At 61.2% G+C, this 26,248-nt stretch carries 23 protein-coding genes; 17 read left to right on the top strand and 6 right to left on the bottom strand.

Annotation, left to right across the window (positions count from 1 at the left end; genetic code table 11):
* Window positions 1-42 precede the first annotated feature (42 nt).
* The 5 genes from parE (at window position 43) to AB3G35_RS00885 (ending at window position 6,605) form a co-directional block, all read left to right on the top strand.
* Window positions 43-1,947, top strand: coding sequence for a DNA topoisomerase IV subunit B (parE, locus tag AB3G35_RS00905; protein ID WP_016783283.1), 1,905 nt, complete (start codon window positions 43-45; stop codon window positions 1,945-1,947).
* Window positions 1,947-2,927, top strand: a complete 981-nt coding sequence (locus AB3G35_RS00900) for an esterase-like activity of phytase family protein (RefSeq protein ID WP_203304404.1) — start codon at window positions 1,947-1,949, stop codon at window positions 2,925-2,927. The genes parE and AB3G35_RS00900 overlap by 1 nt, the downstream gene beginning before the upstream one ends.
* Complete coding sequence (locus AB3G35_RS00895; protein ID WP_016783285.1) at window positions 2,924-3,445, top strand: TIGR02281 family clan AA aspartic protease; 522 nt, start codon at window positions 2,924-2,926, stop codon at window positions 3,443-3,445. The genes AB3G35_RS00900 and AB3G35_RS00895 overlap by 4 nt, the downstream gene beginning before the upstream one ends.
* 11 nt (window positions 3,446-3,456) lie before the next feature.
* Window positions 3,457-5,721 (top strand): DNA topoisomerase IV subunit A, encoded by a 2,265-nt coding sequence (gene parC, locus AB3G35_RS00890; protein ID WP_083369659.1) that lies wholly within the window; start codon window positions 3,457-3,459, stop codon window positions 5,719-5,721.
* Window positions 5,722-5,900: 179 nt separating this feature from the next.
* Window positions 5,901-6,605, top strand: a complete 705-nt coding sequence (locus tag AB3G35_RS00885; protein ID WP_369782231.1) for a membrane integrity-associated transporter subunit PqiC — start codon at window positions 5,901-5,903, stop codon at window positions 6,603-6,605.
* Between the two features lie 177 nt (window positions 6,606-6,782).
* Here AB3G35_RS00885 and AB3G35_RS00880 read toward each other — a convergent pair whose 3' ends face one another.
* Window positions 6,783-8,330: an AhpA/YtjB family protein gene (locus AB3G35_RS00880; protein WP_016783288.1), complete on the bottom strand. Its 1,548-nt coding sequence runs from the start codon at window positions 8,328-8,330 to the stop codon at window positions 6,783-6,785.
* Between the two features lie 132 nt (window positions 8,331-8,462).
* On the opposite strand from AB3G35_RS00880, the gene serB reads away from it, so the two are divergent.
* A complete protein-coding gene (gene serB, locus AB3G35_RS00875) occupies window positions 8,463-9,677 on the top strand; it encodes a phosphoserine phosphatase SerB (protein ID WP_086799102.1) in 1,215 nt (404 codons plus the stop codon).
* A 116-nt stretch (window positions 9,678-9,793) separates the two neighbouring features.
* Here the strand turns inward: serB and asd are convergent, their stop codons facing one another.
* Genes asd through AB3G35_RS00860 form a run of 3 tightly spaced genes read right to left on the bottom strand, consistent with a single transcriptional unit; the run spans window position 9,794 to window position 13,074 of the window.
* Window positions 9,794-10,660, bottom strand: coding sequence for an archaetidylserine decarboxylase (gene asd, locus AB3G35_RS00870; protein ID WP_016783290.1), 867 nt, complete (start codon window positions 10,658-10,660; stop codon window positions 9,794-9,796).
* Between the two features lie 9 nt (window positions 10,661-10,669).
* Window positions 10,670-11,497, bottom strand: coding sequence for a rhodanese-like domain-containing protein (locus AB3G35_RS00865; RefSeq protein WP_086799097.1), 828 nt, complete (start codon window positions 11,495-11,497; stop codon window positions 10,670-10,672).
* Between the two features lie 38 nt (window positions 11,498-11,535).
* Entirely contained in the window at window positions 11,536-13,074 is a 1,539-nt protein-coding gene (locus AB3G35_RS00860; protein ID WP_369782230.1) for an HDOD domain-containing protein, read from the bottom strand.
* Between the two features lie 152 nt (window positions 13,075-13,226).
* Between AB3G35_RS00860 and motA the strand changes: the two genes are divergently transcribed.
* On the top strand, window positions 13,227-14,078 hold the full coding sequence (motA, locus tag AB3G35_RS00855) for a flagellar motor stator protein MotA (RefSeq protein ID WP_095039620.1): 852 nt from the start codon (window positions 13,227-13,229) through the stop codon (window positions 14,076-14,078).
* A gap of 3 nt (window positions 14,079-14,081) precedes the next feature.
* Complete coding sequence (gene motB / locus AB3G35_RS00850; RefSeq protein ID WP_086799092.1) at window positions 14,082-15,062, top strand: flagellar motor protein MotB; 981 nt, start codon at window positions 14,082-14,084, stop codon at window positions 15,060-15,062.
* A gap of 107 nt (window positions 15,063-15,169) precedes the next feature.
* Here motB and rsgA read toward each other — a convergent pair whose 3' ends face one another.
* Window positions 15,170-16,201 (bottom strand): small ribosomal subunit biogenesis GTPase RsgA, encoded by a 1,032-nt coding sequence (gene rsgA, locus AB3G35_RS00845; protein WP_016783295.1) that lies wholly within the window; start codon window positions 16,199-16,201, stop codon window positions 15,170-15,172.
* Window positions 16,202-16,307: 106 nt separating this feature from the next.
* Here rsgA and orn point away from each other — a divergent pair, with 106 nt between their 5' ends.
* Both orn and AB3G35_RS00835 read left to right on the top strand, forming a co-directional pair.
* The gene (gene orn, locus AB3G35_RS00840) at window positions 16,308-16,850 is read left to right on the top strand and encodes an oligoribonuclease (RefSeq protein ID WP_086799078.1); all 543 of its coding nucleotides are present in this window, start codon (window positions 16,308-16,310) and stop codon (window positions 16,848-16,850) included.
* A gap of 184 nt (window positions 16,851-17,034) precedes the next feature.
* Entirely contained in the window at window positions 17,035-17,646 is a 612-nt protein-coding gene (locus AB3G35_RS00835; protein ID WP_016783297.1) for a trimeric intracellular cation channel family protein, read from the top strand.
* Between the two features lie 83 nt (window positions 17,647-17,729).
* Here AB3G35_RS00835 and queG read toward each other — a convergent pair whose 3' ends face one another.
* Window positions 17,730-18,812: a tRNA epoxyqueuosine(34) reductase QueG gene (gene queG, locus AB3G35_RS00830; protein ID WP_369782229.1), complete on the bottom strand. Its 1,083-nt coding sequence runs from the start codon at window positions 18,810-18,812 to the stop codon at window positions 17,730-17,732.
* 62 nt (window positions 18,813-18,874) lie between these two features.
* Here queG and AB3G35_RS00825 point away from each other — a divergent pair, with 62 nt between their 5' ends.
* The 7 genes from AB3G35_RS00825 to hflX all read left to right on the top strand — a co-directional run bounded on the left by AB3G35_RS00825 (window position 18,875) and on the right by hflX (window position 26,178).
* Window positions 18,875-19,735, top strand: coding sequence for an NAD(P)H-hydrate dehydratase (locus tag AB3G35_RS00825; RefSeq protein ID WP_369782228.1), 861 nt, complete (start codon window positions 18,875-18,877; stop codon window positions 19,733-19,735).
* On the top strand, window positions 19,723-20,193 hold the full coding sequence (gene tsaE / locus AB3G35_RS00820) for a tRNA (adenosine(37)-N6)-threonylcarbamoyltransferase complex ATPase subunit type 1 TsaE (RefSeq protein ID WP_016783300.1): 471 nt from the start codon (window positions 19,723-19,725) through the stop codon (window positions 20,191-20,193). Before AB3G35_RS00825 ends, tsaE begins: the two co-directional genes overlap by 13 nt.
* Before the next feature lie 2 nt (window positions 20,194-20,195).
* Window positions 20,196-21,617 (top strand): N-acetylmuramoyl-L-alanine amidase, encoded by a 1,422-nt coding sequence (locus AB3G35_RS00815; protein ID WP_196884553.1) that lies wholly within the window; start codon window positions 20,196-20,198, stop codon window positions 21,615-21,617.
* 14 nt (window positions 21,618-21,631) lie between these two features.
* The gene (gene mutL, locus AB3G35_RS00810) at window positions 21,632-23,530 is read left to right on the top strand and encodes a DNA mismatch repair endonuclease MutL (protein ID WP_369782712.1); all 1,899 of its coding nucleotides are present in this window, start codon (window positions 21,632-21,634) and stop codon (window positions 23,528-23,530) included.
* Entirely contained in the window at window positions 23,530-24,510 is a 981-nt protein-coding gene (gene miaA / locus AB3G35_RS00805; protein ID WP_095039616.1) for a tRNA (adenosine(37)-N6)-dimethylallyltransferase MiaA, read from the top strand. The genes mutL and miaA overlap by 1 nt, the downstream gene beginning before the upstream one ends.
* 91 nt (window positions 24,511-24,601) lie before the next feature.
* Window positions 24,602-24,862, top strand: a complete 261-nt coding sequence (gene hfq, locus AB3G35_RS00800) for an RNA chaperone Hfq (protein ID WP_016783304.1) — start codon at window positions 24,602-24,604, stop codon at window positions 24,860-24,862.
* Between the two features lie 14 nt (window positions 24,863-24,876).
* Entirely contained in the window at window positions 24,877-26,178 is a 1,302-nt protein-coding gene (gene hflX, locus AB3G35_RS00795; protein ID WP_029611707.1) for a ribosome rescue GTPase HflX, read from the top strand.
* Window positions 26,179-26,248: the final 70 nt, after the last annotated feature.

Raw genomic sequence — 26,248 nt, 5'->3', positions numbered from 1 at the left:
CGAATGGCCCTTTTTTTCACTTACGACTAACGACGAGACCCTATGGCCACTCCCAGCGCTAGCTCTTATAACGCCGACGCCATCGAAGTCCTCTCGGGCCTCGACCCGGTGCGCAAACGCCCCGGCATGTACACCGACACCAGTCGGCCCAACCACCTGGCCCAGGAAGTCATCGACAACAGTGTCGACGAAGCCCTGGCAGGCCACGCCAAGGCGGTGCACGTCATTCTGCACGCCGATCACTCGCTGGAAGTCAGCGATGACGGGCGCGGCATGCCGGTGGATATCCACCCGGAAGAGGGTGTGCCGGGCGTCGAGCTGATCCTCACCAAGCTCCACGCTGGCGGCAAGTTCTCCAACAAGAACTACCAGTTCTCCGGCGGCCTGCACGGCGTGGGCATCTCGGTGGTCAACGCGCTGTCGACGCTGGTACGGGTCAAGGTCAAGCGTGACGGCAACGAGTACCAGATGACCTTTGCCGATGGCTATAAAGCCACCGATCTGGAAATCATCGGCACCGTGGGCAAACGCAACACCGGCACCAGCGTGTACTTCGCGCCGGATCCGAAATACTTCGATTCACCCAAGTTTTCCGTCAGCCGCCTCAAGCACGTGCTCAAGGCCAAGGCTGTGCTGTGCCCGGGGCTGCTGGTCACGTTCGAAGATAAAAACACCAACGAAAAGGTCGAGTGGCATTACGAAGACGGTCTGCGTTCGTATCTGGTCGATGCCGTCAGTGAATTTGAACGCCTGCCCGATGAGCCATTCTGCGGCAGCCTGGCCGGTAACAAGGAAGCTATCGACTGGGCCTTGCTGTGGCTGCCCGAGGGCGGCGACAGCGTTCAGGAAAGCTACGTCAACCTGATCCCCACTGCCCAGGGCGGCACTCACGTCAACGGTCTGCGCCAGGGTTTGCTCGATGCCATGCGCGAGTTCTGCGAGTTCCGCAGCCTGCTGCCGCGCGGCGTGAAGCTGGCGCCTGAAGACGTGTGGGAGCGCATTGCGTTCGTGCTGTCGATGAAAATGCAGGAACCCCAGTTCTCCGGCCAGACCAAGGAGCGTTTGTCATCCCGTGAGGCGGCGGCATTTGTCTCGGGCGTGATCAAGGACTCCTTCAGCCTGTGGCTCAATGCCAACCCCGAGTTGGGCATGCAACTGGCGGAGTTGGCGATCAACAACGCCGGGCGCAGGCTCAAGGCCAGTAAAAAGGTCGAGCGCAAGCGCATCACCCAGGGCCCGGCCTTGCCGGGCAAGCTGGCCGACTGCGCCGGGCAGGACCCGATGCGTTCCGAGCTGTTCCTGGTGGAAGGTGATTCTGCAGGCGGCTCGGCCAAGCAGGCGCGGGACAAGGAATTCCAGGCGATCCTGCCGTTGCGCGGCAAGATCCTCAATACCTGGGAAGTCGACGGCAGCGAAGTGCTGGCCAGCCAGGAAGTGCACAACATCGCTGTGGCCATCGGTGTCGATCCGGGCGCGGCCGACATGAGCCAATTGCGCTACGGCAAGATCTGCATCCTGGCCGACGCCGACTCCGACGGCCTGCACATCGCAACCTTGCTCTGCGCCTTGTTTGTGCAGCACTTCCGCCCGCTGGTGGATGCCGGCCACGTTTATGTAGCAATGCCGCCGCTGTACCGCATCGACCTGGGCAAGGAGATTTTCTACGCCCTGGACGAAGCCGAGCGCGACGGCATCCTCGACCGGCTGGTAGCCGAGAAAAAACGCGGCAAGCCGCAGGTCACGCGATTCAAGGGCCTGGGTGAGATGAACCCGCCGCAGTTGCGCGAAACCACGATGGATCCCAACACCCGGCGTCTGGTGCAGCTGACCCTGGAAGACTTCGCCGCCACTTCGGAAATGATGGATATGCTGCTGGCCAAAAAGCGCGCCGGTGACCGCAAGTCCTGGCTCGAATCCAAAGGCAACCTGGCGCAGGTGCTGGCCTGATGCGCAGTGCCTTGCTGGGCTTGCTCTGCCTGGGTGCTGCGCCAGTAATGGCCGATACCTGGCCAGAGCTGGCGTTGCAGTCAGAGCATCCGGTTGAAGGCATGCGCGGTGGCAATCTGTCCGGGCTGGCAGTGTGTGCAGGTGAGCTGTGGGCGGTGTCTGATCGCGATGACGATCAGATTTATCGCCTCGATACCCGCGAGCCACTGTGGCACGCCGAAGCCTTGGCCATCGACGTGCCACCGCCGCCGGAAAGCGGCTTGCCGTGGGGCGTGCGCATGATGGGCAAGGCCATCAGCCCGCTGCGTGGCGGCGAGCTGGATTTTGAAGGGATCAGTTGCGATGAGGCGGGCAACCGTTTCGTGGTCAGTGAGGCCCATGCTGCGGTGCTGCAAATCCCCCAGGCGGGCGCGCCTTCATGGCTCAAAATCGACCCGGCGCTGGTGCGTCAGGCCCGTGCCAGCGGCATGTTGCTGCATTTCAATGCGCTGTTCGAAGGTATTGCCGTCAACCCGCAGGGCAATCAGATATGGCTGGCGGCCGAGCGTGAGCGCCGTGGCTTGCTGACTATTCGCAAAAAACAGAGTGTGTGGGACTGCGAAAACGGCTGCGTGCTGATGAGCGAAGGCGGCCTTGAGCAGCCACCGACGCAACTCAAGGCCAAGGCTCAGCAAAAGGACTTTGCCGACCTGGCGCTGTTCGAGGGCAAGCTGTTTACCCTTGAGCGCATGGCCTATCGCATTTGCCGGCGCACCCCGGACACGGGCGCCATCGAACGTTGCTGGTCATTTGCCAATGACGCCCTGACCGATGCTCGACGCTACAACACCGGCTACGGCAACAGCGAGGCCCTGAGCCTGGATGCCAAGGGCGCCTGGGTTGGCGTCGACAATGGTAACCATGCCCGCGCCGATGGCGAAAAACGTCCCGTCGTCTGGCGTTTTGCTGCCCCGCAAGGTGGCTGGAGTGCCAAACCATGAGCCAGCAAGCACCGGGTAAAGGCGTGGGGCGGGTCTTCATGATCGTGGCCTGGTGCGCGGGCCTGTACCTGGCCACGCAATTTTTCGGGCGTTGGGAGCAGCGCCAGGAAAACCCCAATACTGAAGTCACCTCGCAGCAAGGCGAGGGTTATATCGAAGTCAAACTGCTCGGCAACGCCCAGGGCCATTTTGTCGCCAGTGGCCGGATCAACAACGTGCCGGTGGAATTTTTACTCGATACCGGTGCCACCGATGTTGCGGTGCCGATGGACCTGGCCAGGCAACTGGCCCTGCCCAAAGGCGTCCCGGTGACGCTGAACACCGCCAATGGCCGCGCCCAGGGTTACCAGACCCGCATCGACCGCCTGCAACTGGGGGCCATTGTATTGCGCGACGTGCGTGCAGTGGCGGCCCCGGGGCTTGAAGGCGAGCAAGTGCTGCTGGGCATGAGTGCACTGAACAAACTTGAATTTACCCAGCGCGGCGGCACCATGCTGCTGCGCCAGACAACGAACTGAATGAGGTCCGCATGAGCGACTCCCTTGATCTCAGCCTGGACGGCGTAGAACGCCGGTCACTGGCCGACTTCACCGAACAGGCCTACCTCAACTACTCCATGTACGTCATCATGGACCGGGCCTTGCCGCATATCGGCGACGGCCTCAAGCCGGTACAGCGGCGTATTGTCTACGCCATGAGCGAGTTGGGCCTGGACGCAGACTCCAAGCACAAGAAGTCGGCGCGTACCGTCGGTGACGTACTCGGCAAGTTCCACCCCCACGGCGACTCGGCCTGCTATGAAGCGATGGTGCTGATGGCGCAGCCGTTCAGCTATCGCTACACCCTGGTCGACGGCCAGGGCAACTGGGGTGCGCCGGACGATCCCAAGTCGTTCGCGGCCATGCGTTACACCGAGGCGCGTTTGTCGCGTTACTCCGAAGTGCTGCTCAGCGAACTGGGCCAGGGCACGGCGGACTGGGTGCCAAACTTCGACGGCACCCTCGACGAACCTGCGGTGTTGCCGGCACGTTTGCCCAATATCCTGCTCAATGGCACCACCGGTATCGCCGTGGGCATGGCCACCGACGTGCCGCCGCACAACCTGCGTGAAGTGGCGGCGGCCTGCGTGCGTTTGCTCGACGAGCCCAAGGCCACGGTTGAGCAACTGTGTGAGCATATTCAAGGCCCGGACTACCCGACCGAAGCCGAGATCATCACCCCGCGCGCCGACCTGCTGAAGATCTACCAGACCGGCCGTGGTTCGGTGCGCATGCGCGCCGTGTACCACGTCGAAGACGGTGACATCGTGGTTACCGCGCTGCCGCATCAGGTGTCCGGTGCCAAGGTGCTGGAGCAGATTGCCGCACTGATGCAGGCCAAGCCGACCAAACTGGCGATGGTCACCGACCTGCGCGACGAATCGGACCACGAAAACCCGTGCCGTATCGTCATCATCCCGCGCAACAACAAGGTCGATCTCGACGAACTGATGCAGCACCTGTTCGCCGTCACCGAGCTGGAGTCCACGTTCCGGGTCAACATCAATATCATCGGCCTGGACGGCAAGCCGCAGCTGAAAAACCTGCGTGCGCTGCTGGTGGAATGGCTGGAGTTCCGCGTCAACACCGTGCGCCGCCGCCTGCAGTTCCGCCTCGATAAAGTCGAGCGGCGCCTGCACCTGTTGGACGGTTTGCTCACCGCCTACCTGAACCTCGATGAAGTTATCCACATCATCCGCACCGAGGAACACCCCAAGGCCGAGCTGATTGCGCGTTTTGCCCTGAGTGAAACCCAGGCCGACTACATCCTTGATACGCGCCTGCGTCAATTGGCCCGTCTGGAAGAGATGAAGCTGCGCGACGAGCAGGATGCGTTGCGTAAAGAGCAAGCCAAGCTGCAAACCTTGCTGGGCAGCGAAGCCAAGCTGAAAAAGCTGGTGCGTACTGAACTGCTGGAAGACGCCAAGACCTACGGCGATGACCGTCGTTCGCCAATCGTGGCCCGCGCAGAAGCCAAGGCCCTGTCGGAAAACGAGCTGGTGCCGACTGAAGCGGTTACGGTTGTTCTGTCTGAAAAGGGCTGGGTGCGTTGCGGTAAAGGTCACGACCTTGACGCGACCGGTCTGTCCTATAAAGCGGGGGACGGGTACAAGACCGCTGCGGCGGGGCGTTCCAATCAGTTTGCGGTGTTTATCGATTCCACGGGGCGCAGCTATTCGGTGGCCGCGCATACCTTGCCGTCGGCCCGTGGCCAGGGGGAACCGCTGACCGGTCGTCTGACACCGCCGCCGGGCGCGACGTTCGAGTGCGTGCTGTTGCCGGAAGACGACGCGTTGTATGTGATCGCCTCCGATGCCGGTTATGGTTTTGTGGTCAAGGGTGAAGACCTGCAGGCCAAGAACAAGGCGGGTAAAGCGTTGCTCAGCCTGCCTAAAGGTGCGCAGGTGATGCAGCCACGGCCGGTGGCCGATCGCGAGCACAACTGGCTGGCAGCGGTGACGACCGAAGGCCGCCTGCTGATTTTCAAGGTCAGCGACTTGCCGCAGCTGGGCAAGGGCAAGGGCAACAAGATCATCGGCATTCCCGGCGATCGGGTGGCCAGTCGCGAGGAATACGTCACCGATATCGCGGTGCTTCCAGACAATGCCGCATTGGTATTGCAGGCGGGCAAGCGTACCTTGACGCTTAAGGCAGACGACCTGGAGCACTACAAGGGTGAGCGTGGCCGGCGTGGCAACAAACTGCCGCGTGGTTTCCAGCGTGTAGACGCTTTGCTGGTAGAAACGCTCAATTAAGCCTGTTTAGCGTGCCCGATCTGCGTTTTTACGCGCAGATCGGCGCGACAGCGCTGGAGTCAGGCCCGATATTCGCGGATGATATGCCGCGTTTGCGGCACGGCTTAGAGCAATGTGCGTTGCGAGCCTTTCGAGAATTACACTGCGGTTCGCCACATGGCGACCACCTGGATGGAATGATGAACGTTCTACGCCTTCCTTTAATTGCGTTGCTGACCGGTGTACTGGGCTTGGCGGGGTGCAGCACGCACCAGCCGACGGCCCTTTACCAGCTGGACAGCGGCACCCCCGGCCAGCCCGCGCAAAGCGCCGGCATGGCTGTGGTACTTGGCCCGATCAGCGTGGCCGACTACCTGCAACGTGAAACCCTGCTGCAGCGCCAGCCCGATGGCAGCTTGAGCGCCGCGACTGATGGGCGATGGGCTGGCAGCCTGTCGGCCGACATCGATCAGTTGCTGGTGCGCCAACTGGCGTGGCGCCTCGATAGCCAACGTGTGGTCCAGGCCCCCGCGCCTGCGGGCTTCAGCCCGGATGTGCAGGTGCTGTTGTCGATCACTCGCCTGGACTCGGGCAAGGACCTGCCAGCTGTGCTGGACGCACAATGGCGCTTGATTGACCGTCGCGGGCAAGTGCGTGACAACCGCATCGTCCACCTGGAGCAGCCGCACGCGGGCAGCACGGCGGATCAGGTCAAGGCCCAGGGCAAGCTGTTGCAGCAACTGAGTGAACAATTGGCGGTGGCACTCAAGCCGCTGGCCAATCAGCCACCGTTGGTGGAAGCGCCCAAGGCGCCGACCAAGGCGGCGCCCAAGCAGGGTGCGGATAAGCCTCGTATCCCGATGGCTTCGCCGATACGCACGGACATGGAAGTGTTTCGCTTCTGAGGCTGTGGCCAGAAACAAAAAAATCCCGCACTTGTGCGGGATTTTTTATGGAGGGTCAAAAAGCCCCTCACCCCAACCCTCTCCCGGAGGGAGAGGGAGCTGATATGTGGAGATACTAAGGCCGTGTGCGGTCAGTCCCCTCTCCCTCCGGGAGAGGCGTGGTGAGGGGGCTCTTGGCTACCCACGACTCTCATGCATCCGCGCCAACTGGCGCTCCAGCATCGAAGGGTAGGGCTCCATCAGGCGCTCGACACAGCAGGCGCCTTCAGGGCTGGCAATCGGGCGGATGCGCGCACGCTGACGGATCAACGGATCGTCGCTGATCTTGCGTTCCACCAGCAGCAGATTGCGGCTGTGTTGCGACAGTGCCAGCGCATCTTGTGCCGTTTCAGTCAGCAGCAGGTCGATCTGGCTGATGCCGCTCAAACCCTCGCCCAGCACCAGGCCCAGCTGCAATTGCAGGGTGATGCCGCTGTCTGCCACTTCGATCTGCAAGGCATGGCCCAGGGCCCGCAGCAGCTCGCCGCAGCAAATGGCGTTGGTCAGGTAGTCGTCGCCGCTGTCTTCACTGTGGAACAGCATCAGCGTACTGCCATCGTTAAGTGTGTGCAGTTCGCTCTGGTACAGCGAGGCCGCCTGGTTCAGGCAGTCGCGGTAGCGCTCCAGCAGTTCCATCAGGCGGGCGCGGGGCAGGCGGCGCAGTTGTTCTTGCGCGCCAAGTTGCACGGCCAGTACGGCGCAGGGCTGTGGCGTTGCCGGGCTAACCGGTTTCGGCTTGACCAGTGCGGCCGGGGCGGCACTCGTGCCGGTATCGCGCAGGTCGGCAAACGGGTCTTCGTCGTCGTTATCGTCTTCAGCGGTGCTGATCACCTGGCGCGGCACCGCTTTGGGTGCAGGTACAGCCGGGGTCTGGTCGAACGACGGATCGCTCAGGTTGCGTACTTCGAAGGTCGGCTCGTTGTCTTCGGCTTCTTCGTAGTCGCTGTCGTCGTAGTCTTCTTCCGGTTCTGGCTCGGGTTCTGGCTCTGGTGCCGGTGGGGCAAGGCGCGAGTGAAGCTGACGGGCCAGATCACCGATCTCGTCCTGGCGCTGAATGGCCGGGGTATAAGGATCGGGTTCGCGCAACCAGACCCGCAGTTGCAGCAGGGGCGTGGTGATATGACGGCCCAGGCGCAAGCTCAGGGCCAATGCCAGGGCCAGCAGGATGGCCGCCAAAATGCCCATGCTCTGCAGGCTGATGGTCATCGGCTGTTCGAACTGGTTCATGTCCAGGCTGATGCGCAGGTGCCCGGCGGTCACATCCTGAAAGGTGATCTTGGTCTGGTACAACCCCTGGGTTTCGCCCAACAGGCCGTTTTTGGGGCGCTGCCCGGCTTCGGCGAGGATGCGGTTATCCACGCTATAGATAGCTGCGTGGGCTACCAGCGGGTTTTTGGTCAGGTTGTTGAGCAGCACGTTGAGGCTGAGGATGTCGTTGGACACCAGCAGCTCGGTCGCCGAAGTGGCGGTTTGCGTGGTCAGGCTCTGGCCCAGGGCGTCGGCCTGCTCGTGCATGGCCTGCTTGAATTGCAGGCCCATGACCACGGCATAGATGACCAGCGCCAGGGCGACCAGAATCACGTTATGGCTGGCGATACGCAGAGCAAGCGGAACGCGGCGATCACGCAGGGCCCGGAAGATCAGCAGGAAGAAATTATCGGTTTTGACAGGCGATGGCCGGTTCACTGAGCGCGGCTCTTAGTCCGTTAAGTTGGTGCGCAGTATAGCGAGCAGCCTAGAGGCGGCAAAGCCTTGGCGGTGCCCGATGGTCACTGAAAGTGGGTAGAATGCGTTTTTTTTAGCGAATGGGGGTGTGCCTTGCGCGAAATCGTCCTGATAAACATCACCGGTGAGGACCGTCCGGGTCTCACTGCGGCCATTACCGGTGTGCTGGCCAGCAATGGTGTGAATATTCTCGACATCGGTCAGGCCGCCATCCATGGCGTTTTGTCGTTGGGTTTTCTGGTGGAGATTCCACACGCCGAGCAAGTCTCGGCAGTGCTCAAGGACCTGCAACCCCTGATCGCCCAAGAGGGCCTGCAACTGCGTTTTGACCCGATCAGCGAAGAGCATTACCAGCGCTGGGTCAACGAGCAAAGCCAGACCCGTCATGTGGTGACCCTGATGAGCCGCCAGGTCACGGCCCATGAGCTGCAGCGTGTGACATCGGTGATCAGCCAGCACGGTTTGAACATCGAGCAGACCGATCGCCTGTCCGGCCGTGTACCGCTGGATGCACCGACTGAAGCGAGCAAAAGCTGCATCGAGCTGCGTGTATGCGGCGAGCCTGCGGACATTGACGCCCTGCGCGCCGAGTTCTTCAACCTGGCCCAGGAGCTGGGTGTGGATATCGCCCTGCAGGAAGACACCCTGTTCCGTCGCAACCGCCGCCTGGCGGTGTTCGACATGGACTCGACACTGATTGAAGCCGAAGTGATCGACGAGTTGGCCAAGGCCGCCGGCGTGGGGGATCAAGTGGCGGCCATCACCGAGCGTGCGATGGCCGGTGAGCTGGATTTCAAGGCCAGTTTCAAGGAGCGCATGGCGCTGCTCAAAGGGCTGGACGTGGGCGTGCTGGATGCCATCGGTGCTTCACTGCGCCTGACCGAGGGCGCCGAGGTGTTGTTCGCCGAGCTCAAACGTCTGGGTTACAAAACCGCGATCCTGTCCGGCGGTTTCACCTACTTCGCCAAGCAGGTGCAGGCCAAGCTGGGCATCGACTATGTGTTTGCCAACGAGCTGGAAGTGGTGGACGGCAAGGTGACCGGCGTTGCGGTCGAGCCGATTGTGGATGCACAGCGCAAGGCTGACTTGCTGCGCGAACTGACGCAAAAGGAAGGCTTGAGCCTGGAGCAGACCATTGCGGTCGGTGATGGCGCCAACGACTTGCCGATGCTGGCGATTGCCGGGCTGGGTGTGGCATTCCGTGCCAAGCCGCTGGTGAAGAAGTCGGCCAAACACGCGATTTCGACATTGGGTCTGGATGGCGTGCTGTACCTGCTGGGCCAGCGTGACCGTAACAGCCAGGGCTAAAATAGCCCTGTAAATGACCTGTGGGAGCGGGCTTGCTCGCGATGCTGACACCTCGGTGCATCTGATTCACCGAGGTGATGCAATCGCGGGCAAGCCCGCTCCCACAGGGGGTTGGGTTATTCGGCGTGCGCCGGTGCGCCCATTTTCTGACCCATCATCACCGGCGTTCCTGCCGCCAGGCCTTCGGCCCATTTCACCTGATCCGCGCCAAACAGCACGATTGCCGTCGAACCCAGTTTGAAGCGACCCAGCTCGGCACCTTTCTCCAGGTGGATCGGCGCACGGGCAGCTTCGTCGTAACGGAAGGTTTTCAGCTCGCGTTTCGGGGGGGTGACCAGGCCGGCAAACACGGTTTCAATCGATGCCACAATCATGGCACCGACCAATACCACGGCCATCGGGCCGCGCTCGGTGTCAAAAATGCACACGGCGCGTTCGTTGCGGGCAAACAGTTCCGGCACGTTTTCGGCGGTAGTCTGGTTGACCGAGAACAGGCGGCCCGGCACGTAGATCATCTCGCGCAGGGTGCCGGCCAGTGGCATGTGCACGCGGTGGTAGTCCTTGGGCGACAGGTAAATGGTGGCGAACTCGCCGCCCATGAACTGCGCCGCAACGGCCGGGTCGCCGCCGACCAGTTCCAGCACGCTGTAGCTGTGGCCTTTGGCCTGGAATACACGGCCGTGTTCGATCGGGCCCAATTGGCTGACGGCGCCATCGGCAGGGCTCAACACCGCACCCGGGGTTTGATCCAGCGGGCGCGCGCCGTCTTTCAGGGCGCGGGTGAAGAAGGCGTTGAAGTGCTCGTAGGCGGTTACGTCTTCAACCAGGGCCTGGGACATGTCCACTTGATAACGCTTGGCGAACCAGCTGGTGAACGCATTTTTGAACCAGCGCACGCGGCATTCGGCAATACAGCCGGCCAGGCGTGACAGCAGGTGATGCGGCAGCAGGTACTGGCTGAGGAGGAACAAACGCTTTTTCATTCAAGATCCTTAATTTTTTACAGGTAGCTCGACGGGGGTGTCGGGGTGGTTGCCCCATTCGCCCCAGGAGCCGGCGTAGCCTTTGACGCGCGGATAGCCGAGCGCTTTGGCGACGAGATAAGTAAAGCCAGAACGGTGGTGGGTCTGGCAGTGGGTAATCACTTCTTTGTCTGGCGTGATGCCCAGGTCCTTGAGGATCTGGGCCATGTCTGTGCGGATACGCAGGCTGCGGGTTTTATCCATGCCGGCGGTCCATTCCAGATGCTTCGCCCCGGGGATGTGCCCGCCCTTGGCTGCCAGCACTTTTTCACCGGTGTATTCGGCTTCGCTGCGCGCATCCCAGATCGCCAGGTCAGCAGCGCCCAGGCGGCTTTGCAGGTACTCGCGGGTTGCGGTGGGTTCGTCATGCAGGGTCAGCGAAACCTGAGCCGTGGCTGCGTCCGGGAGGTAATGGCTCAGGGCCAGACCTTCAGCAATCCAGCTGTGAATGCCGCCATCCAGATAGTGATAAGCCTTGTGGCCGATGACATCCAGCAACCAGATAAACCGCCCGGCCCAACCACCGCCTTCGTCGTCATACACCACATAGACCGCGTCTGGCCTGTGGCCCAGCTCACTGAACAGCGCTTCCAGCGCCGCCTGCGTCGGCAGCAGGCCGGGCGCCGGTGGCAAGCCCAGTTGCGTGCGTTTCGGGTCGACGAAGCGAGCCCCCGGAATATGCCCGGCTTCGTAACGCGCAACGCTGGTCAGGTCAACCAGGATCAGTTCGGGAGCGTCGAGCCGGGCAAGCAGATCGCGCGGTTCAATCACTAACGGCAAGCCAGAGAAGCCAGGCATGTGAAGCCTCCAGAGCAAAAAAGGGGGGGATTGTAGCGCTAGCGCCCGCGACTACTAAAGCTATTCAGGGCTTTCTCGATGCATTGGGCGGTTTTGCCAAATGCCTGCACGCTGGTTTCGGAAAACGGTCCGCCGCCCTGGTCCGCGAGGATCAGCATGACCACGCGGCCGTTGTTGCTCAGCGAGCGTAGCAGCAGATGCTCGCCGGAGAACAGGCTGCGCAGGGCGTAGGGCAAGACGGCGGAGATTACCGCGTTGTTTTCGGGCGTCAGGCGCACTTGCGCAGGTTGTGTCATCAAGCGTTGCAGTGCGGTGCTGTCGCTGATGTTCACATTCAGGTCGAAGGCCGTTTTTGCCAGCCCGGCAATCTGGTTAACACTCAGGCTGGTCGAGGTTTTGTCAGCCATCAGCAGCATGACCCGGCGCATGCCGCAGGCCACCAAGGCGTCGCGGGCACAGGTGGTCAGGTGCATGGGGTTGGTGAATGCGCTGGGTTGTGCCAGCAGTTGCCCGCAATGTCTGCGCCAGGCAACCAGTGATTCGGCCGAGGGCGGCGGGGCAGCCAGCGAACTGTGCCCGCTGCGGCGCGCATCCCACGGCCAGAGCAATGCCTGGGCCGGGTGCCAAAGGTCGGGGGTGGAGTGATAGCGCGCGCTGCTGGCGGCCTGTTGATGCGCTTGCTGCTGGACTTCGTCCAGTGGCATTTGCAGGTACAGGCTGGTGACGTACTGCCAGCGCAGGTTGTGCGGGCTGTCCCAGGCCTGTTGGGCCGACAGTGCAAGGCAGTTGGCCAGCAATACGCTGTTGGCGGGCTGATTGAGCCAGCGCCGCAGCGCGGGGTCGGCGTCCAGGTGTTGTTGCTGGCGCAGCGGGTGATGGCTGTCGCGGGCAATATGCAGCACGTTGACCAGGGTGCGGCGCTCTTCGGTGATCACGGTGTAGCCGTGCATCACCCAGGCGGGCAGGCGCCACAGCTCGGCCAGGGTACGGCAGATATCAAACAGCGGTACGCCAAACAGCTGCAGCTCGACTTTTTTGGCGCATTCATTGTGCTCGACCACCCGCCGTTCCCAGGCTTCGAGCAGCTGTGGGTGGGTGAGCGCCAGGGCCCACAGCGGCGACAGAAACAGCAAACTGCCCCAGTAGATTTCCTGCCAGAGCCGCGCCAGGCGGTTGCCGAACAAGCCTATGGCCTGTTGCGCCGCGTGTTGGCTGATCAGCTGGATTTGCCGGTAGGCCAGCGGGATATCTTCGAGCGCCAGGGCGGGCACGCGTTCGAGCAACGCCTGGGTGCGCTTGAGGCCCAGGCGGTTGATGGCCACTTCAAGACTTTCGGCAGGCTCGCTCAAGCTGCTTTGCGCTTGCTGGTTGGCCTCGCGGATCAGCCTCAGGGCCAGCGCCGGGCTGTCCTGCATGACTTCGGCAATTTCGCGCAACGAGCGGCGACTGTCATTGATTGTCTTGAATACCCGCGCATGGCTGGCTTGCGGGATCGGCAGGTCGACTGCGTCCAGGTGGGCCGCCCAGGCATTCAGGGTGGTGGGTGTTGATGTCGGTGCGCTGGTTTCGTTGGCCATAATGGGGACGCGATGATCATCCAATGTGGGGGTCGAATGGCTTTTCGGCTCTACCGGCTATAGTCTGGCGCAGATTCGCCGATAAGGAGAAGAAGAGTTTTAGCTACGCTGGAATATGACCTTGAACCGACCCAAGAAGTACTTTTATATCTATGGCTAAAATTATCGGCATCATCGTCGTGTTCGCGAGCGTGCTCGGCGGATACGTGCTTTCCCACGGCAAGATCGGCGCACTGATCCAGCCGTTCGAGGTCTTGATCATCGGCGGCGCGGCCTTTGGCGCATTCCTGCAGGCCAACCCCGGTTACATGACCATGCATGTGATCAAAAAATCACTGAGCATGTTCGGTTCGCGTTTTTCCCACGCTTTTTATCTGGAAGTGCTGGGCCTGGTTTACGAGATTCTTAACAAGAGTCGTCGCGAAGGCATGATGGCCATCGAGAGCGACATTGAAGACGCGGCCGCCAGCCCGATCTTCGCCAAATACCCCACCGTGCTTAAAGATGAGCGCATGACCGCGTTTATCTGCGATTACCTGCGCATCATGTCATCGGGCAACATGGCCCCCCACGAGCTTGAGGGGCTGTTCGACATGGAGCTGTATAACCTCAAGGAAGAGCTGGAGCATCCTTCCCACGCCGTTACCGGGATTGCCGACGGCATGCCGGGCTTCGGTATCGTGGCCGCGGTACTGGGTATTGTGGTGACCATGGCCTCGCTGGGCGAAGGCGACCAGGCGGCCATCGGCATGCACGTTGGTGCCGCGCTGGTAGGTACCTTCTTCGGTATTCTGGCTGCTTATGGTTTCTTCGGGCCTTTGGCAACGTCTTTGGCTCACGATGCCAAGGAAGAACTCAACGTGTACGAAGCGATCAAGGCCTCACTGGTGGCTTCGGCCTCGGGCATGCCGCCGTCGCTGGCAGTCGAGTTTGGTCGCAAGGTGCTGTACCCCAAGCACAGGCCCAGTTTTTCCGAGCTGGAACAAGTGGTTCGCGGTCGCTGATTTATGGAAAACAACCAGCCCATCATCATCAAGCGCGTAAAGCGCTACGCCGCAGGCCATCACGGTGGCGCCTGGAAAATCGCCTTTGCCGACTTCGCCACGGCGATGATGGCGTTCTTTCTGGTGATGTGGCTGATGACAGCTGCCACGCCTGAGCAAAAGATCGCTATTGGCGGTTATTTCAAGGACCCGATCGGTTTCAGCGAAAGCGGCACGCCCTACGTTATCGACCTGGGCGGCACCCCTGCGCTGGCGCCGGAAAAAACCCTCAACCCCGAAGAAAAACTGCAGCCCCAGCCCGACAAAATCAAGGTCGATGCCGAGCAGGCTGAAAGCATGGCCGAGCAGGTCGAGAAAGAGCGTCTCGAACTGTTGCTGCAAGAGTTGCAGAACAAGGTTGAAGAAAACCCGCAGTTGCGCAAGTTCAAGGACCAGCTGCTGTTTGAAATTACCCCGGACGGCCTTCGTATCCAGATTATGGATGCCGAAAACCGGCCGATGTTCGATGTGGGCAGTGCGCGGCTCAAGCCGTACTTCGAAGATATTTTGCTGGCAATGGCGGACACCATCAAGGCGGTACCGAACAAGGTCAGCATCAGCGGCCACACCGATGCCATGCCTTACGCGGGCGGCGGTGATTACGGCAACTGGGAATTGTCGGCCAACCGTGCCAATGCGGCGCGGCGTGCGCTGGTGGCAGGCAGCTACCCGGATGGGCAGATTGCGCGGGTGGTGGGGTATGCGTCTTCAGTGCTGTTCGACAAGGCCAACCCTTACAACCCGGTCAACCGTCGTATCGACATTGTGGTGCTGACCAAAAAGGCCCAGCAGGCGATTGAAGGTGAGCAGGGGGCGGAGGTGGTCAAGCCGCAGGAGCTGCCCAAGGCAGCGGTCGACCCGATCAAGTTGCCCGCCGACAAACAGCCGCTGCCGATGCATGAAGAGCGCCAGAAGCTGAATCTGTTTGACGACAAGGCACCATAAACACTGTGGGAGCGGGCTTGCTCGCGATAGCTTCGGCGCGGTTCTACTGAACAACCGCGTCGTTTGCATCGCGGGCAAGCCCGCTCCCACAGAAGCCGATCCGGGCTTTAGTAGCTGCTTTCAGGCAAGCTGGCAATGATCGAGCGATAGCTGTTCATGCGCTGCTGCTGCACGCGGCCATCTTCCAGGGCCATCAGCAATGCACAGCCCGGCTCGCGGTCGTGTTTGCAGTCGCGGAAGCGGCAACGGCCAATCAAGTCGTTGAACTCGATAAAGCCCGCCTCGACATCGGCGCGGCTGACGTGGCCCAGGCCGAACTCACGAATACCCGGGGAGTCGATCAGATCGCCGCCGCCCGGGAAGTGGAACAGGCGCGCCGTGGTCGTGGTGTGCGTGCCCTGGCCGGAAATCTCGGACAGCGGCCCGACCCGCAGGTTGACCTCAGGCAGCAGGCTGTTGACCAGGGACGACTTGCCCACGCCCGACTGGCCCACAAACACACTGATATGGCTGTCCAGTTGCGCCTGCAACTGCTGCATGCCATCGCCGTGATGCGCCGACACTTCCAGCACCGGATAACCCAGTTGACGATAAACCCCCAGCAACGCATTCAGCGCCGGTGCGTTTTGCTCGTCGATCAGGTCAGCCTTGTTGAGCAGCAGCAGCGGGCGAATCCCGGCGTGCTCGGCGGCCACCAGATAACGGTCGATCAGGTTGGCGTGCGGCTCGGGCATGGGCGCGAACACAATCACGATCATGTCGACGTTGGCGGCAACCGGCTTGAGCTGGCCACGGCTGTCAGGGCGGCACAACTCGGTCTTGCGTGGCAACTGGGCGACGATCACGCCGATGCCTTGGTTGCCGGCGCGCCACACCACGGTGTCGCCGGTTACCAGCGCGGGCAGGTTGGCGCGCAGGTGGCAACGGAACATCTGGCCTTTGAGCTCACCTTCCTGGGCTTCGACTTCGACCTGCACACCAAAGTGCGCGATCACCAGGCCGAGTTGCTCGGGGCCTAAATCGCCGCCTTCAAGCGCTTCGACGGCACTGGATTCGCGTTTGGCGGCGCGGGCAGCGCGCTCGCCCTGGATCTTTTCGATGCGCCAATTCTGACGACGGTTGAGCTGGCGTTTGGCCATGGGTGTTCCGTGTTGATAAAACGATAAGAAGGGTAAAACGCCGGGGAGTTTAGCACGAGGGCTGCGTGCCTAAGCTAAACTGCGCACCTAAGCACTGGAGGCCATTATGCAAAACGCGCAGAACCTGATCTGGATCGACCTGGAAATGACCGGTCTGGACCCTGACAACGACGTCATTATCGAAATGGCCACCATCGTCACCGACAGCAACCTCAACACCCTGGCTGAAGGCCCGGTCATCGCCATCCACCACAGCGATGCTGTGCTGGCGCGCATGGACGAATGGAACACCCGCACCCACGGCGGCAGCGGCCTGACCCAGCGGGTCAAGGACAGCACCACCACGATGGCCGAAGCCGAAGCGCAGACCATCGCGTTTCTGGAGCAGTGGGTGCCTAAAGGCAAATCGCCGATCTGCGGCAACAGCATCTGCCAGGATCGTCGCTTCCTGTATACCCACATGAAGGCCCTGGAAAGCTACTTCCATTACCGCAACCTGGATGTGTCGACACTCAAGGAGCTGGTAGCACGCTGGGCCCCTGAAGTACGCGACAGCCTGGTGAAAAAGGGCACGCACCTGGCACTGGACGACATTCGCGAGTCGATTGCCGAGCTGCAGCACTATCGCAAGCATTTCATCAAATTCTAAGCTGCCCTTGATTCCCCTGTGGGAGCGGGCTTGCTCGCGATGCAAACGACTCGGTACATCTGCCCAACCGCAGCGAAGCCATCGCGAGCAAGCCCGCTCCCACAAAGAGCTGTATTTGCCGCCCCCTTTTGGTGCCAATGCCAACTGAGAGTAGACTGCGCGCCTTCTTGCAAGGATCGCTGCCATGTTGCTGATGCTTTACTTAGTTGCCATTACTGCCGAAGCCATGACCGGCGCGCTGTCTGCCGGGCGCCGGGGCATGGACTGGTTCGGGGTGGTGCTGATCGCCTGCGTCACTGCCCTGGGCGGTGGTTCAGTGCGCGACGTGCTGCTGGGGCATTACCCGCTGACCTGGGTCAAACACCCGGAATACCTGGTGCTGACCACGTTTGCCGCGCTGGTGACGATCTTTATCGCGCCCTTGATGCGCCATCTGCGTTCGCTGTTTCTGGTGCTCGATGCCCTGGGGCTGGTGGCATTTACCCTGATCGGTTGCATGACCGCGCTGGAAATGGGCCAGGGCATGCTGGTGGCTTCGGTGAGCGGGGTGATTACCGGGGTGTTTGGCGGCATTCTGCGCGACATCTTCTGCAACGACATCCCGCTGATCTTCCGTCGCGAGCTGTATGCCAGCGTGTCGTTTGCTGCGGCGTGGTGTTTCTTGCTGTGTACTTATATGGAGATGCCCAACGAACAGGCGATTTTTGTCACCTTGTTCGGCGGGTTGCTGCTGCGCTTGCTGGCGATCCGCTTCAATTGGGAAATGCCCAAGTTCGTTTATAACGACGAACACTGACAGCCCCAAAAGCCCCTCACCCTAACCCTCTCCCGGAGGGAGAGGGGACTAAAGGCGAAAGCAGATATGTGTAACGCCACAAATCAGCTCTGGGATGAGGGCAAGCGGTTTGCATGCTGCCTGAGCGCCCACTCCACATGCTCGCGTACCAGTTCAGACGGGTAATCGCGCCGCGCATTCAGGGCTTCGAGCACCGGGATCGTCGACGGCGCATTGCCCAGGCCCACGGCCAAATTGCGCAACCAGCGCTCAAACCCCGCCCGGCGCAGCGGCGAACCTTCGGTGCTGCTCAAAAACTTGTCTTCATCCCACATAAACAGCTCGGCCAGACCCGCGTTGTCCAGGTTATGCCGTGGCTTGAAGTCTCCTTCGGCGGTGGTGCGGGCAAAGCGGTTCCACGGGCAGACGATCTGGCAGTCATCGCAGCCGAACACCCGGTTGCCGATCATCGAGCGCAGTTCTTCGGGAATCGCGGTTTTCAGCTCGATGGTCAGGTACGAGATGCATTTGCGCGCATCCAGCACATAAGGCCCGACAAAGGCATTGGTGGGGCAGATATCCAGGCAGGCAGTGCAGCGCCCGCAGTGTTCGGTCTCGTGGGGGGCGTCGACCGGTAGCGGCAAGTCGACAAACAGCTCGCTCAGGAAAAAGTAGCTGCCCGCCTTGCGATTGAGCACCAGGGTGTTTTTGCCGATCCAGCCCAGGCCGGCCTGCTGGGCAATGGCCTTTTCCAGTACCGGGGCGCTGTCGACAAAGGCGCGAAAGCCAAACGGGCCGATATCCGCCTGAATGCGGTCGGCCAGCTGCTGCACGCGCTTGCGGATCAGCTTGTGGTAATCACGGCCCAGGGCATAGCGCGACACATAGGCTTTTTCCGGTTGGGCCAGCAATTGCGCCATGTGGGTGTCGCCGGGCAGGTAGTCCATGCGCAGCGAAACCACGCGCAAGGTGCCCGGTACCAGTTCGTCAGGGTGCGAGCGTTTGCTGCCGTGGGCGGCCATGTAGTCCATGTCGCCGTGATAGCCAGCATCGAGCCAGCGTTGCAGATGGTGTTCGTGTTCTCCCAGGTCAAGGCCGGCGATGGCGACTTGTTGAAAGCCCAGCTCGCGGCCCCATTCCTTGATGGACTGGGCGAGAGCGGGGAGGTCGGCAGTAATAGCAGGCATGGGACAAGAGAAACCGGAGCTGAGATGCGTATAATTCTGCCAGACATCGGAGCCCAAGACGCATGCCGCAGACCAAACACCTGTTAACCGAACCCCAGGTCCTTCGCGCAGACCACCTGGCGCGACTGCCCGCGCGTGACCCGGCTGCCCATAAAGGCCAGTTCGGCCATGTGCTGCTGGTGGGTGGCGACCGCGGTTTTGGCGGCTCGATTACCCTGAGCGCTCAGGCGGCACTGCGCTGCGGCGCTGGCCTGGTTTCACTGGCCACGCGCCCCGAGCATGTGCCCGCCGCCCTGGTACGTGTGCCCGAGGTGATGACCCTGGGCGTGTCGTCGGCCAATCAGTTGATGGGCGTGCTGGCGCAGGCTTCGGTGGTGGTGGTCGGGCCGGGTTTGGGGCAGGCGCCCTGGGGGCGCAGCCTGTTGTCGGTGGCGGCCCAGGCAAAAATCCCGCAGGTGTGGGACGCCGATGCGCTTAATCTGTTGTCCAACGCAGTCATCGCGCTGGCGACAGGCTCGGTGATCACCCCGCATCCGGGGGAAGCTGCGCGGTTATTGGGTATTACGACTGCGCAAGTGCAGGCCGATCGCCCGGCTGCGGCCAGGGCGTTGGTTAAAAAATACTCAGTGGTGTGCGTCCTTAAAGGGGCGGGTACGCTGATCGCAGGGCTGGATGGCAAGTTGGCCATCTGCAATCACGGTCACCCGGCAATGGCCACGGCCGGTCTGGGGGATGTGCTGGCAGGCGTGATTGGCGCGCTGCTGGCTCAGGGCATGAGCGCCTTTGATGCGGCGTGCCTGGCGGTGTGGCTGCATGCCCGCGCCGGCGAACAACAAGGACAATTGGGCCGTGGGCTGGCGGCCAGTGATTTGATTCCAGCCATTCGTCAGTTGTTGGAGGAACACGCACCGTGCACGAAATAACACTGCAACTGGCCGACGAAGAGGCCATGACCGCATTTGGCGCACGTCTGGCCACTGTCACCCAAGGCCACGGCCTGATCTTTCTGGACGGCGACCTGGGCATGGGTAAAACCACCCTGTCACGCGGCCTGATTCGCGGCCTTGGCCATACAGGCTCGGTTAAAAGCCCGACCTTCACATTGGTTGAACCCTACGAGATTGGCGATATTCGGGCCTTTCACTTTGACCTGTACCGGCTGGTTGACCCCGAAGAGCTGGAATATATGGGGATTCGCGATTATTTCGACGAAGACGCCCTATGCTTGATCGAGTGGCCCGATAAAGGTGCAGGCTTTTTGCCAAAGCCTGACCTGACCATTACCATTAGGCCGCATAACACCGGGCGTTTGCTGACGCTGACGCCCCAAGGTTCCCGTGGCGAGTCTTGGTGTGCCGCATTGGCGCCGGAATACAAATAATGATGGGGTTTGGTATGCGCTTTCGCGCGTTAGTAAGTGTGGTGGGTGTGTTGCTCAGTGTCATGGCTATCAATGCTGTGGCCGCAACCCAGGTCAAGAGCGTGCGTCTGTGGCGAGCGCCGGACAACACACGGCTGGTGTTTGACCTCACCGGCCCGGTGCAGCACAGCGTGTTTACGCTGACCGCACCTGACCGGCTGGTGATTGATATCAATGGCGCGACCCTTGGCGGGCCGCTGAATGTGCAAACAGCCAATACGCCAATCACCAGCATGCGCTCGGCGCAGCGTACCCCCACAGACTTGCGCGTGGTGATCGACCTGAAAAAGGCCGTTACCCCGAAAAGCTTCGTGCTGGCGCCCAATGCCCAGTACGGCAACCGCCTGGTGGTCGACCTCTATGACCAGGGCGCCGATCTGGCGCCAAGCCTGCCGGCCACCAATGTGGCAACGGTGCCAGTGGTGCCGGTGACACCTGCCCAGCCTGACGTGAAACTGCCACCGATCCCGAGTGGCAAGCGCAGCGTGGTGGTGGTGATCGATGCCGGCCACGGCGGTGAAGACCCGGGTGCTTCAGGCTCTGCAGGCCAGCGTGAAAAAGACGTGGTATTGGCCATTGCCAAGGAACTGCAACGCCAGATCAACGGCATGAAAGGCTTCAGGGCCGAGCTGACGCGTACCGGCGACTACTTTATCCCGCTGCGTGGCCGTACCGAAATCGCCCGCAAGAAGGGCGCCGACCTGTTTGTATCGATCCACGCTGACGCGGCACCGTCCAAGGCTGCCTTTGGTGCGTCGGTGTTTGCCCTGTCCGAGCGCGGCGCGACGTCCGAGACGGCGCGCTGGCTGGCCGACAGCGAAAACCGTTCCGACCTGATCGGTGGTGCCGGCAACGTCAGCCTCGATGACAAGGACCGCATGCTGGCGGGGGTGTTGCTCGACCTGTCGATGACCGCGTCGCTGACTTCCAGCCTCAATGTCGGGCAAAAAGTACTGAGCAACATCGGCCGGGTCACCCCGCTGCACAAGCAACGTGTGGAGCAGGCCGGGTTTATGGTGCTCAAGTCGCCAGATATTCCGTCGATCCTCGTCGAAACCGGGTTTATCTCGAACTCCAACGAAGCGTCCAAACTGGCCTCGAGCAGCCACCAGCAAGCGCTGGCCCGCTCGATCAGCAGCGGCGTGCGTCAGTTCTTCCAGCAAAATCCACCGCCGGGCACTTATATCGCCTGGTTGCGTGACACCGGCAAGATTGCCCAGGGCGCCCGTGAACACACGGTTCGCCCCGGCGAAACCCTGGCGATGATTGCCGTGCGCTATCAAGTGGGCGTGGCGGCGCTGCGGGCGAACAACAGCCTGAAAAGCGATGAGCTGAAAATCGGGCAAAACCTGAATATCCCGGCTACTGCCCTGGCGGCTCAATAATGAGTGACGATGTATTGAGCAGCAGTGCGCGGATCGAACTGCTCAGCCCGCGCCTGGCCAACCAGATTGCAGCAGGTGAGGTGGTTGAGCGCCCGGCGTCGGTGATCAAGGAACTGCTGGAAAACAGCCTCGACTCGGGGGCCAAACGTATCGATGTGGACGTTGAACAGGCCGGGATCAAGCTGCTGCGGGTGCGCGACGACGGCAGCGGGATTTCCAGCGACGACTTGCCGCTGGCCCTGGCGCGTCACGCCACCAGCAAGATTCGTGACCTTGAAGACCTTGAACGGGTGATGAGCCTGGGCTTTCGCGGTGAGGCACTGGCTTCCATCAGCTCCGTGGCCCGCCTGACCCTGACGTCGCGCACCCGTGGCGCCGATCAGGCCTGGCAGGTTGAAACCGAAGGCCGCGACATGGCCCCCCGGGTGCAACCGGCGGCACACCCGGTGGGTACCTCGGTTGAAGTGCGCGACCTGTTTTTCAACACCCCTGCGCGGCGCAAGTTTCTCAAGACCGAAAAGACCGAGTTCGATCACCTGCAGGAAGTGATCAAGCGCCTGGCGCTGGCTCGCTTTGATGTAGCGTTCAATCTGCGCCACAACGGCAAATCCATTCTCAATCTGCACGAAGCCCGCGACGACACTGCCCGGGCCCGGCGTGTGGCGGCGGTGTGCGGCTCGGCGTTCCTGGAACAGGCAATGCCCATCGAGGTCGAGCGCAATGGCTTGCACCTGTGGGGCTGGGTCGGGTTGCCGACCTTCTCGCGCAGCCAGGCTGACCTGCAGTACTTCTATGTAAATGGCCGCGCAGTACGCGACAAACTGGTGGCCCATGCGGTGCGCCAAGCCTATCGCGATGTGCTGTTCAATGGCCGGCATCCGACCTTTGTGCTGTTTTTTGAAGTGGACCCCTCGGTGGTCGACGTCAACGTGCACCCGACCAAACACGAAGTGCGCTTCCGTGACGGGCGCATGGTGCATGACTTCCTCTATGGCACCTTGCACCGTGCCCTGGGTGACGTTCGCCCGGAAGATCAACTGGCCGCCCCTGCGCCGGTACCCGGGGCCGAGCGCCCGACGGGGCTGGATGCCGGTGAATTCGGCCCGCAGGGTGAAATGCGTCTGGCGGCCAATGTGCTGGAGCAACCGCAATCTGCGCCGACGCCTCATGTGGCCGGTTCGGGCGTTGGTGCAGGCTATCAGTATCAATACCGCCCGCAGTCTTCCGCACCGGCAGTGCCCGCCGAAGAAGCGCGCAACGCCTATCGTGAATTTTTTGCTCCGTTGCCCGAAGCCAACGCTGCACCGTTGCCGGACGGGCAGGGTGATATCCCGCCGTTGGGCTTTGCTCTGGCGCAACTCAAGGGCATTTATATCCTCGCGGAAAACGCCCAGGGGCTGGTGCTGGTGGACATGCACGCGGCCCATGAGCGGATCATGTACGAGCGCCTGAAAATCGCCATGGCCAGTGAAGGCCTGAGCGGCCAGCCGCTGCTGGTGCCGGAGTCGATTGCGGTCAGCCAGCGCGAGGCCGATTGCGCCGAAGAACACGCCGAATGGTTCCAGCGCCTGGGCTTTGAGCTGCAACGCCTTGGTCCGGAAACCCTGGCCATCCGCCAGATCCCGGCCTTGCTCAAGCAGGCTGAAGCGCAGCGCCTGGTGCATGACGTGCTGGCTGATTTGATGGAATACGGCACCAGTGACCGGATTCAGGCGCACCTCAACGAGCTGCTCGGCACCATGGCCTGCCACGGGGCGATCCGGGCCAATCGCCGCTTGGCGATCCCGGAAATGAACGGCCTGTTGCGTGACATGGAAAACACCGAGCGCAGTGGTCAGTGCAATCATGGTCGTCCCACCTGGACCCAAATGGGCCTGGACGACTTGGACAAACTCTTTTTGCGCGGTCGCTGATGACAGGTTCCAACGCTCTACCCCCGGCCATTTTCCTGATGGGGCCGACTGCTGCCGGCAAGACCGACCTGGCCATCGAGCTGAGCAAGGTGCTGCCGTGCGAGCTGATCAGTGTCGATTCGGCGCTGGTCTATCGCGGCATGGACATCGGTACTGCCAAGCCGTCGAAAGACATCCTGGCGGCTCACCCGCACCAGTTGATCGATATTCTCGACCCCGCCGAGAGCTATTCGGCGGCGGATTTTCGCCGTGATGCCCTCAAGGCGATGGCCGAGATCACCGCGCGGGGCAATATCCCGCTGCTGGTAGGTGGCACCATGCTTTATTACAAGGCGCTCATCGACGGCCTTGCCGACATGCCGCCTGCCGATCCCCAGGTGCGTGCCGAGCTTGAAGAAGAGGCGCAACGCCTTGGCTGGCAAGCCTTGCATGACCAGTTGGCGGCCATCGACCCGGAGTCTGCGGCACGCATTCACCCCAATGATCCGCAGCGTCTTACCCGGGCGCTGGAGGTTTATCGGGTCAGCGGCATGAGCGTGACGGCCCATCGGCAAAAACAATCTGAACAAACGACTAAAGCAGCGGCTTCTGGCCACAGCCAATTGCCCTATACTGTCGCGCATCTGGCCATCGCTCCGGCGAACCGTCAGGTGCTGCATGAGCGAATTGCATTAAGATTCGGGCAGATGCTGGAACAGGGGTTCATCGACGAGGTCATAAGCCTGCGCAATAGAAGTGACCTGCATGCAGGGCTGCCGTCTATACGTGCTGTGGGTTACCGCCAAGTCTGGGACTACCTCGACGGCAAGCTGACAGCGGCCGAAATGCAGGAGCGCGGCATCATCGCCACGCGCCAGTTGGCCAAGCGTCAGTTCACCTGGTTGCGCAGCTGGAATGATTTACATTGGCTTGACAGTCTGGACTGCGACAATCTGCCACGAGCCTTGAAATACCTGGAATCGGTCTCCATATTGAGCTGAGTCTTGGCAAATGCCGTCTATCCTATGGATGTGGCGACAGCGGTCATCTAATTTTTGATTCTATTTTTTTATCCTTACAGGAGTGCGGCATATGTCAAAAGGGCATTCGCTACAAGACCCTTACTTGAATACTTTGCGTAAAGAGAAGGTTGGCGTTTCCATCTACCTGGTTAACGGGATCAAGCTGCAGGGGACTATCGAGTCTTTCGACCAGTTCGTGATTCTGTTGAAAAACACCGTCAGCCAAATGGTTTACAAGCACGCAATTTCGACAGTCGTACCAGTACGTCCAATTCGTCTGCCTAGCGCAACTGAATCGGATCTGGCAGACGCTGAACCAGGTAACGCCTAAAATAGGAGCATCCTTTGTTCTTTGAGCGCCACGGTGGTGGTGAGCGAGCGATCCTCGTTCATTTGGAAGGACAGGACCCTGAGGCGCGCGAAGATCCGCAGGAGTTCCAGGAGTTAGCTGTGTCGGCTGGCGCCGATACCGTCGCGTTTTTTAACGTGCCGCGTCATCGGCCATCGGCCAAATACCTGATTGGCAGTGGCAAGGTCGAGGAGTTACGCGACCTGGTCAAGGCCGAGAAGGTCGACATCGTGATTTTCAATCACGTACTCACGCCCAGTCAGGAACGTAACCTCGAACGTGTTTTCGAGTGCCGCGTGCTTGACCGTACCGGGCTGATTCTCGATATCTTCGCTCAACGCGCCCGTACCCATGAGGGCAAGCTGCAGGTCGAACTGGCCCAGCTTGACCATATGAGCACGCGTCTTGTACGCGGCTGGACTCACCTTGAGCGTCAAGGTGGCGGCATTGGCATGCGCGGGCCGGGTGAAACCCAGCTCGAAACCGACCGCCGTCTGTTGCGTGTGCGCATCAGCCAGATCAAATCCCGCCTGAAAAAAGTCCGCAGTCAACGCGAGCAGTCCCGTAGAGGGCGCCAACGCGCCGATATTCCTACAGTGTCGCTGGTGGGCTATACCAACGCCGGTAAATCCACGTTGTTCAACAAGGTCACCGGCTCAGACGTGTTTGCCGCCGACCAGTTGTTCGCCACGCTCGACCCGACCTTGCGCCGCCTCGATCTGGGCGACCTGGGGCCGATCGTGCTGGCCGATACCGTGGGCTTTATTCGTCATCTTCCGCACAAGCTAGTTGAAGCATTCCGGTCTACGCTCGAAGAGTCGAGCAATTCCGATTTGCTGCTGCATGTAATCGATGCACACGAACCCGAGCGCATGGCGCAGATCGAGCAGGTGATGGTGGTGCTGGGCGAAATTGGTGCCCAGGACTTGCCGATCCTCGAGGTCTACAACAAAATCGATTTGCTTGAAGGTGTCGAGCCGCAGATCCAGCGTGATGCCGATGGCAAGCCGCAGCGGGTCTGGTTGTCGGCCCGTGATGGTCAAGGGTTGGAGTTGCTTGAGCAGGCCATCGCCGAGTTGCTGGGCAATGATTTGTTCGTGGGCACCTTGCGCTTGCCGCAACGTTTTGCTCGACTGCGTGCACAGTTCTTCGAACTGGGGGTTGTGCAAAAAGAAGAGCATGACGATGAGGGCTCCAGTCTGCTGGACGTACGCCTGCCGCGATCCGAGCTCAATCGCTTGGTCAGCCGCGAAGGGATGCAGCCGCTGGAATTCATCGAAGAACACACTTTGCAATAAAAGCCTCGCAAAGCGGCCGTGCCGCTGTGATAGGCATTCTGTAGCATTGGTCGGCGCGCCGTGGGCGCGT

Origin of the sequence: Pseudomonas sp. WC2401 (assembly GCF_041200115.1) — a bacterium.
In the GTDB taxonomy this organism is placed as follows: domain Bacteria; phylum Pseudomonadota; class Gammaproteobacteria; order Pseudomonadales; family Pseudomonadaceae; genus Aquipseudomonas; species Aquipseudomonas fragi.
This window is presented reverse-complemented; position numbering and strand designations above follow the sequence as displayed.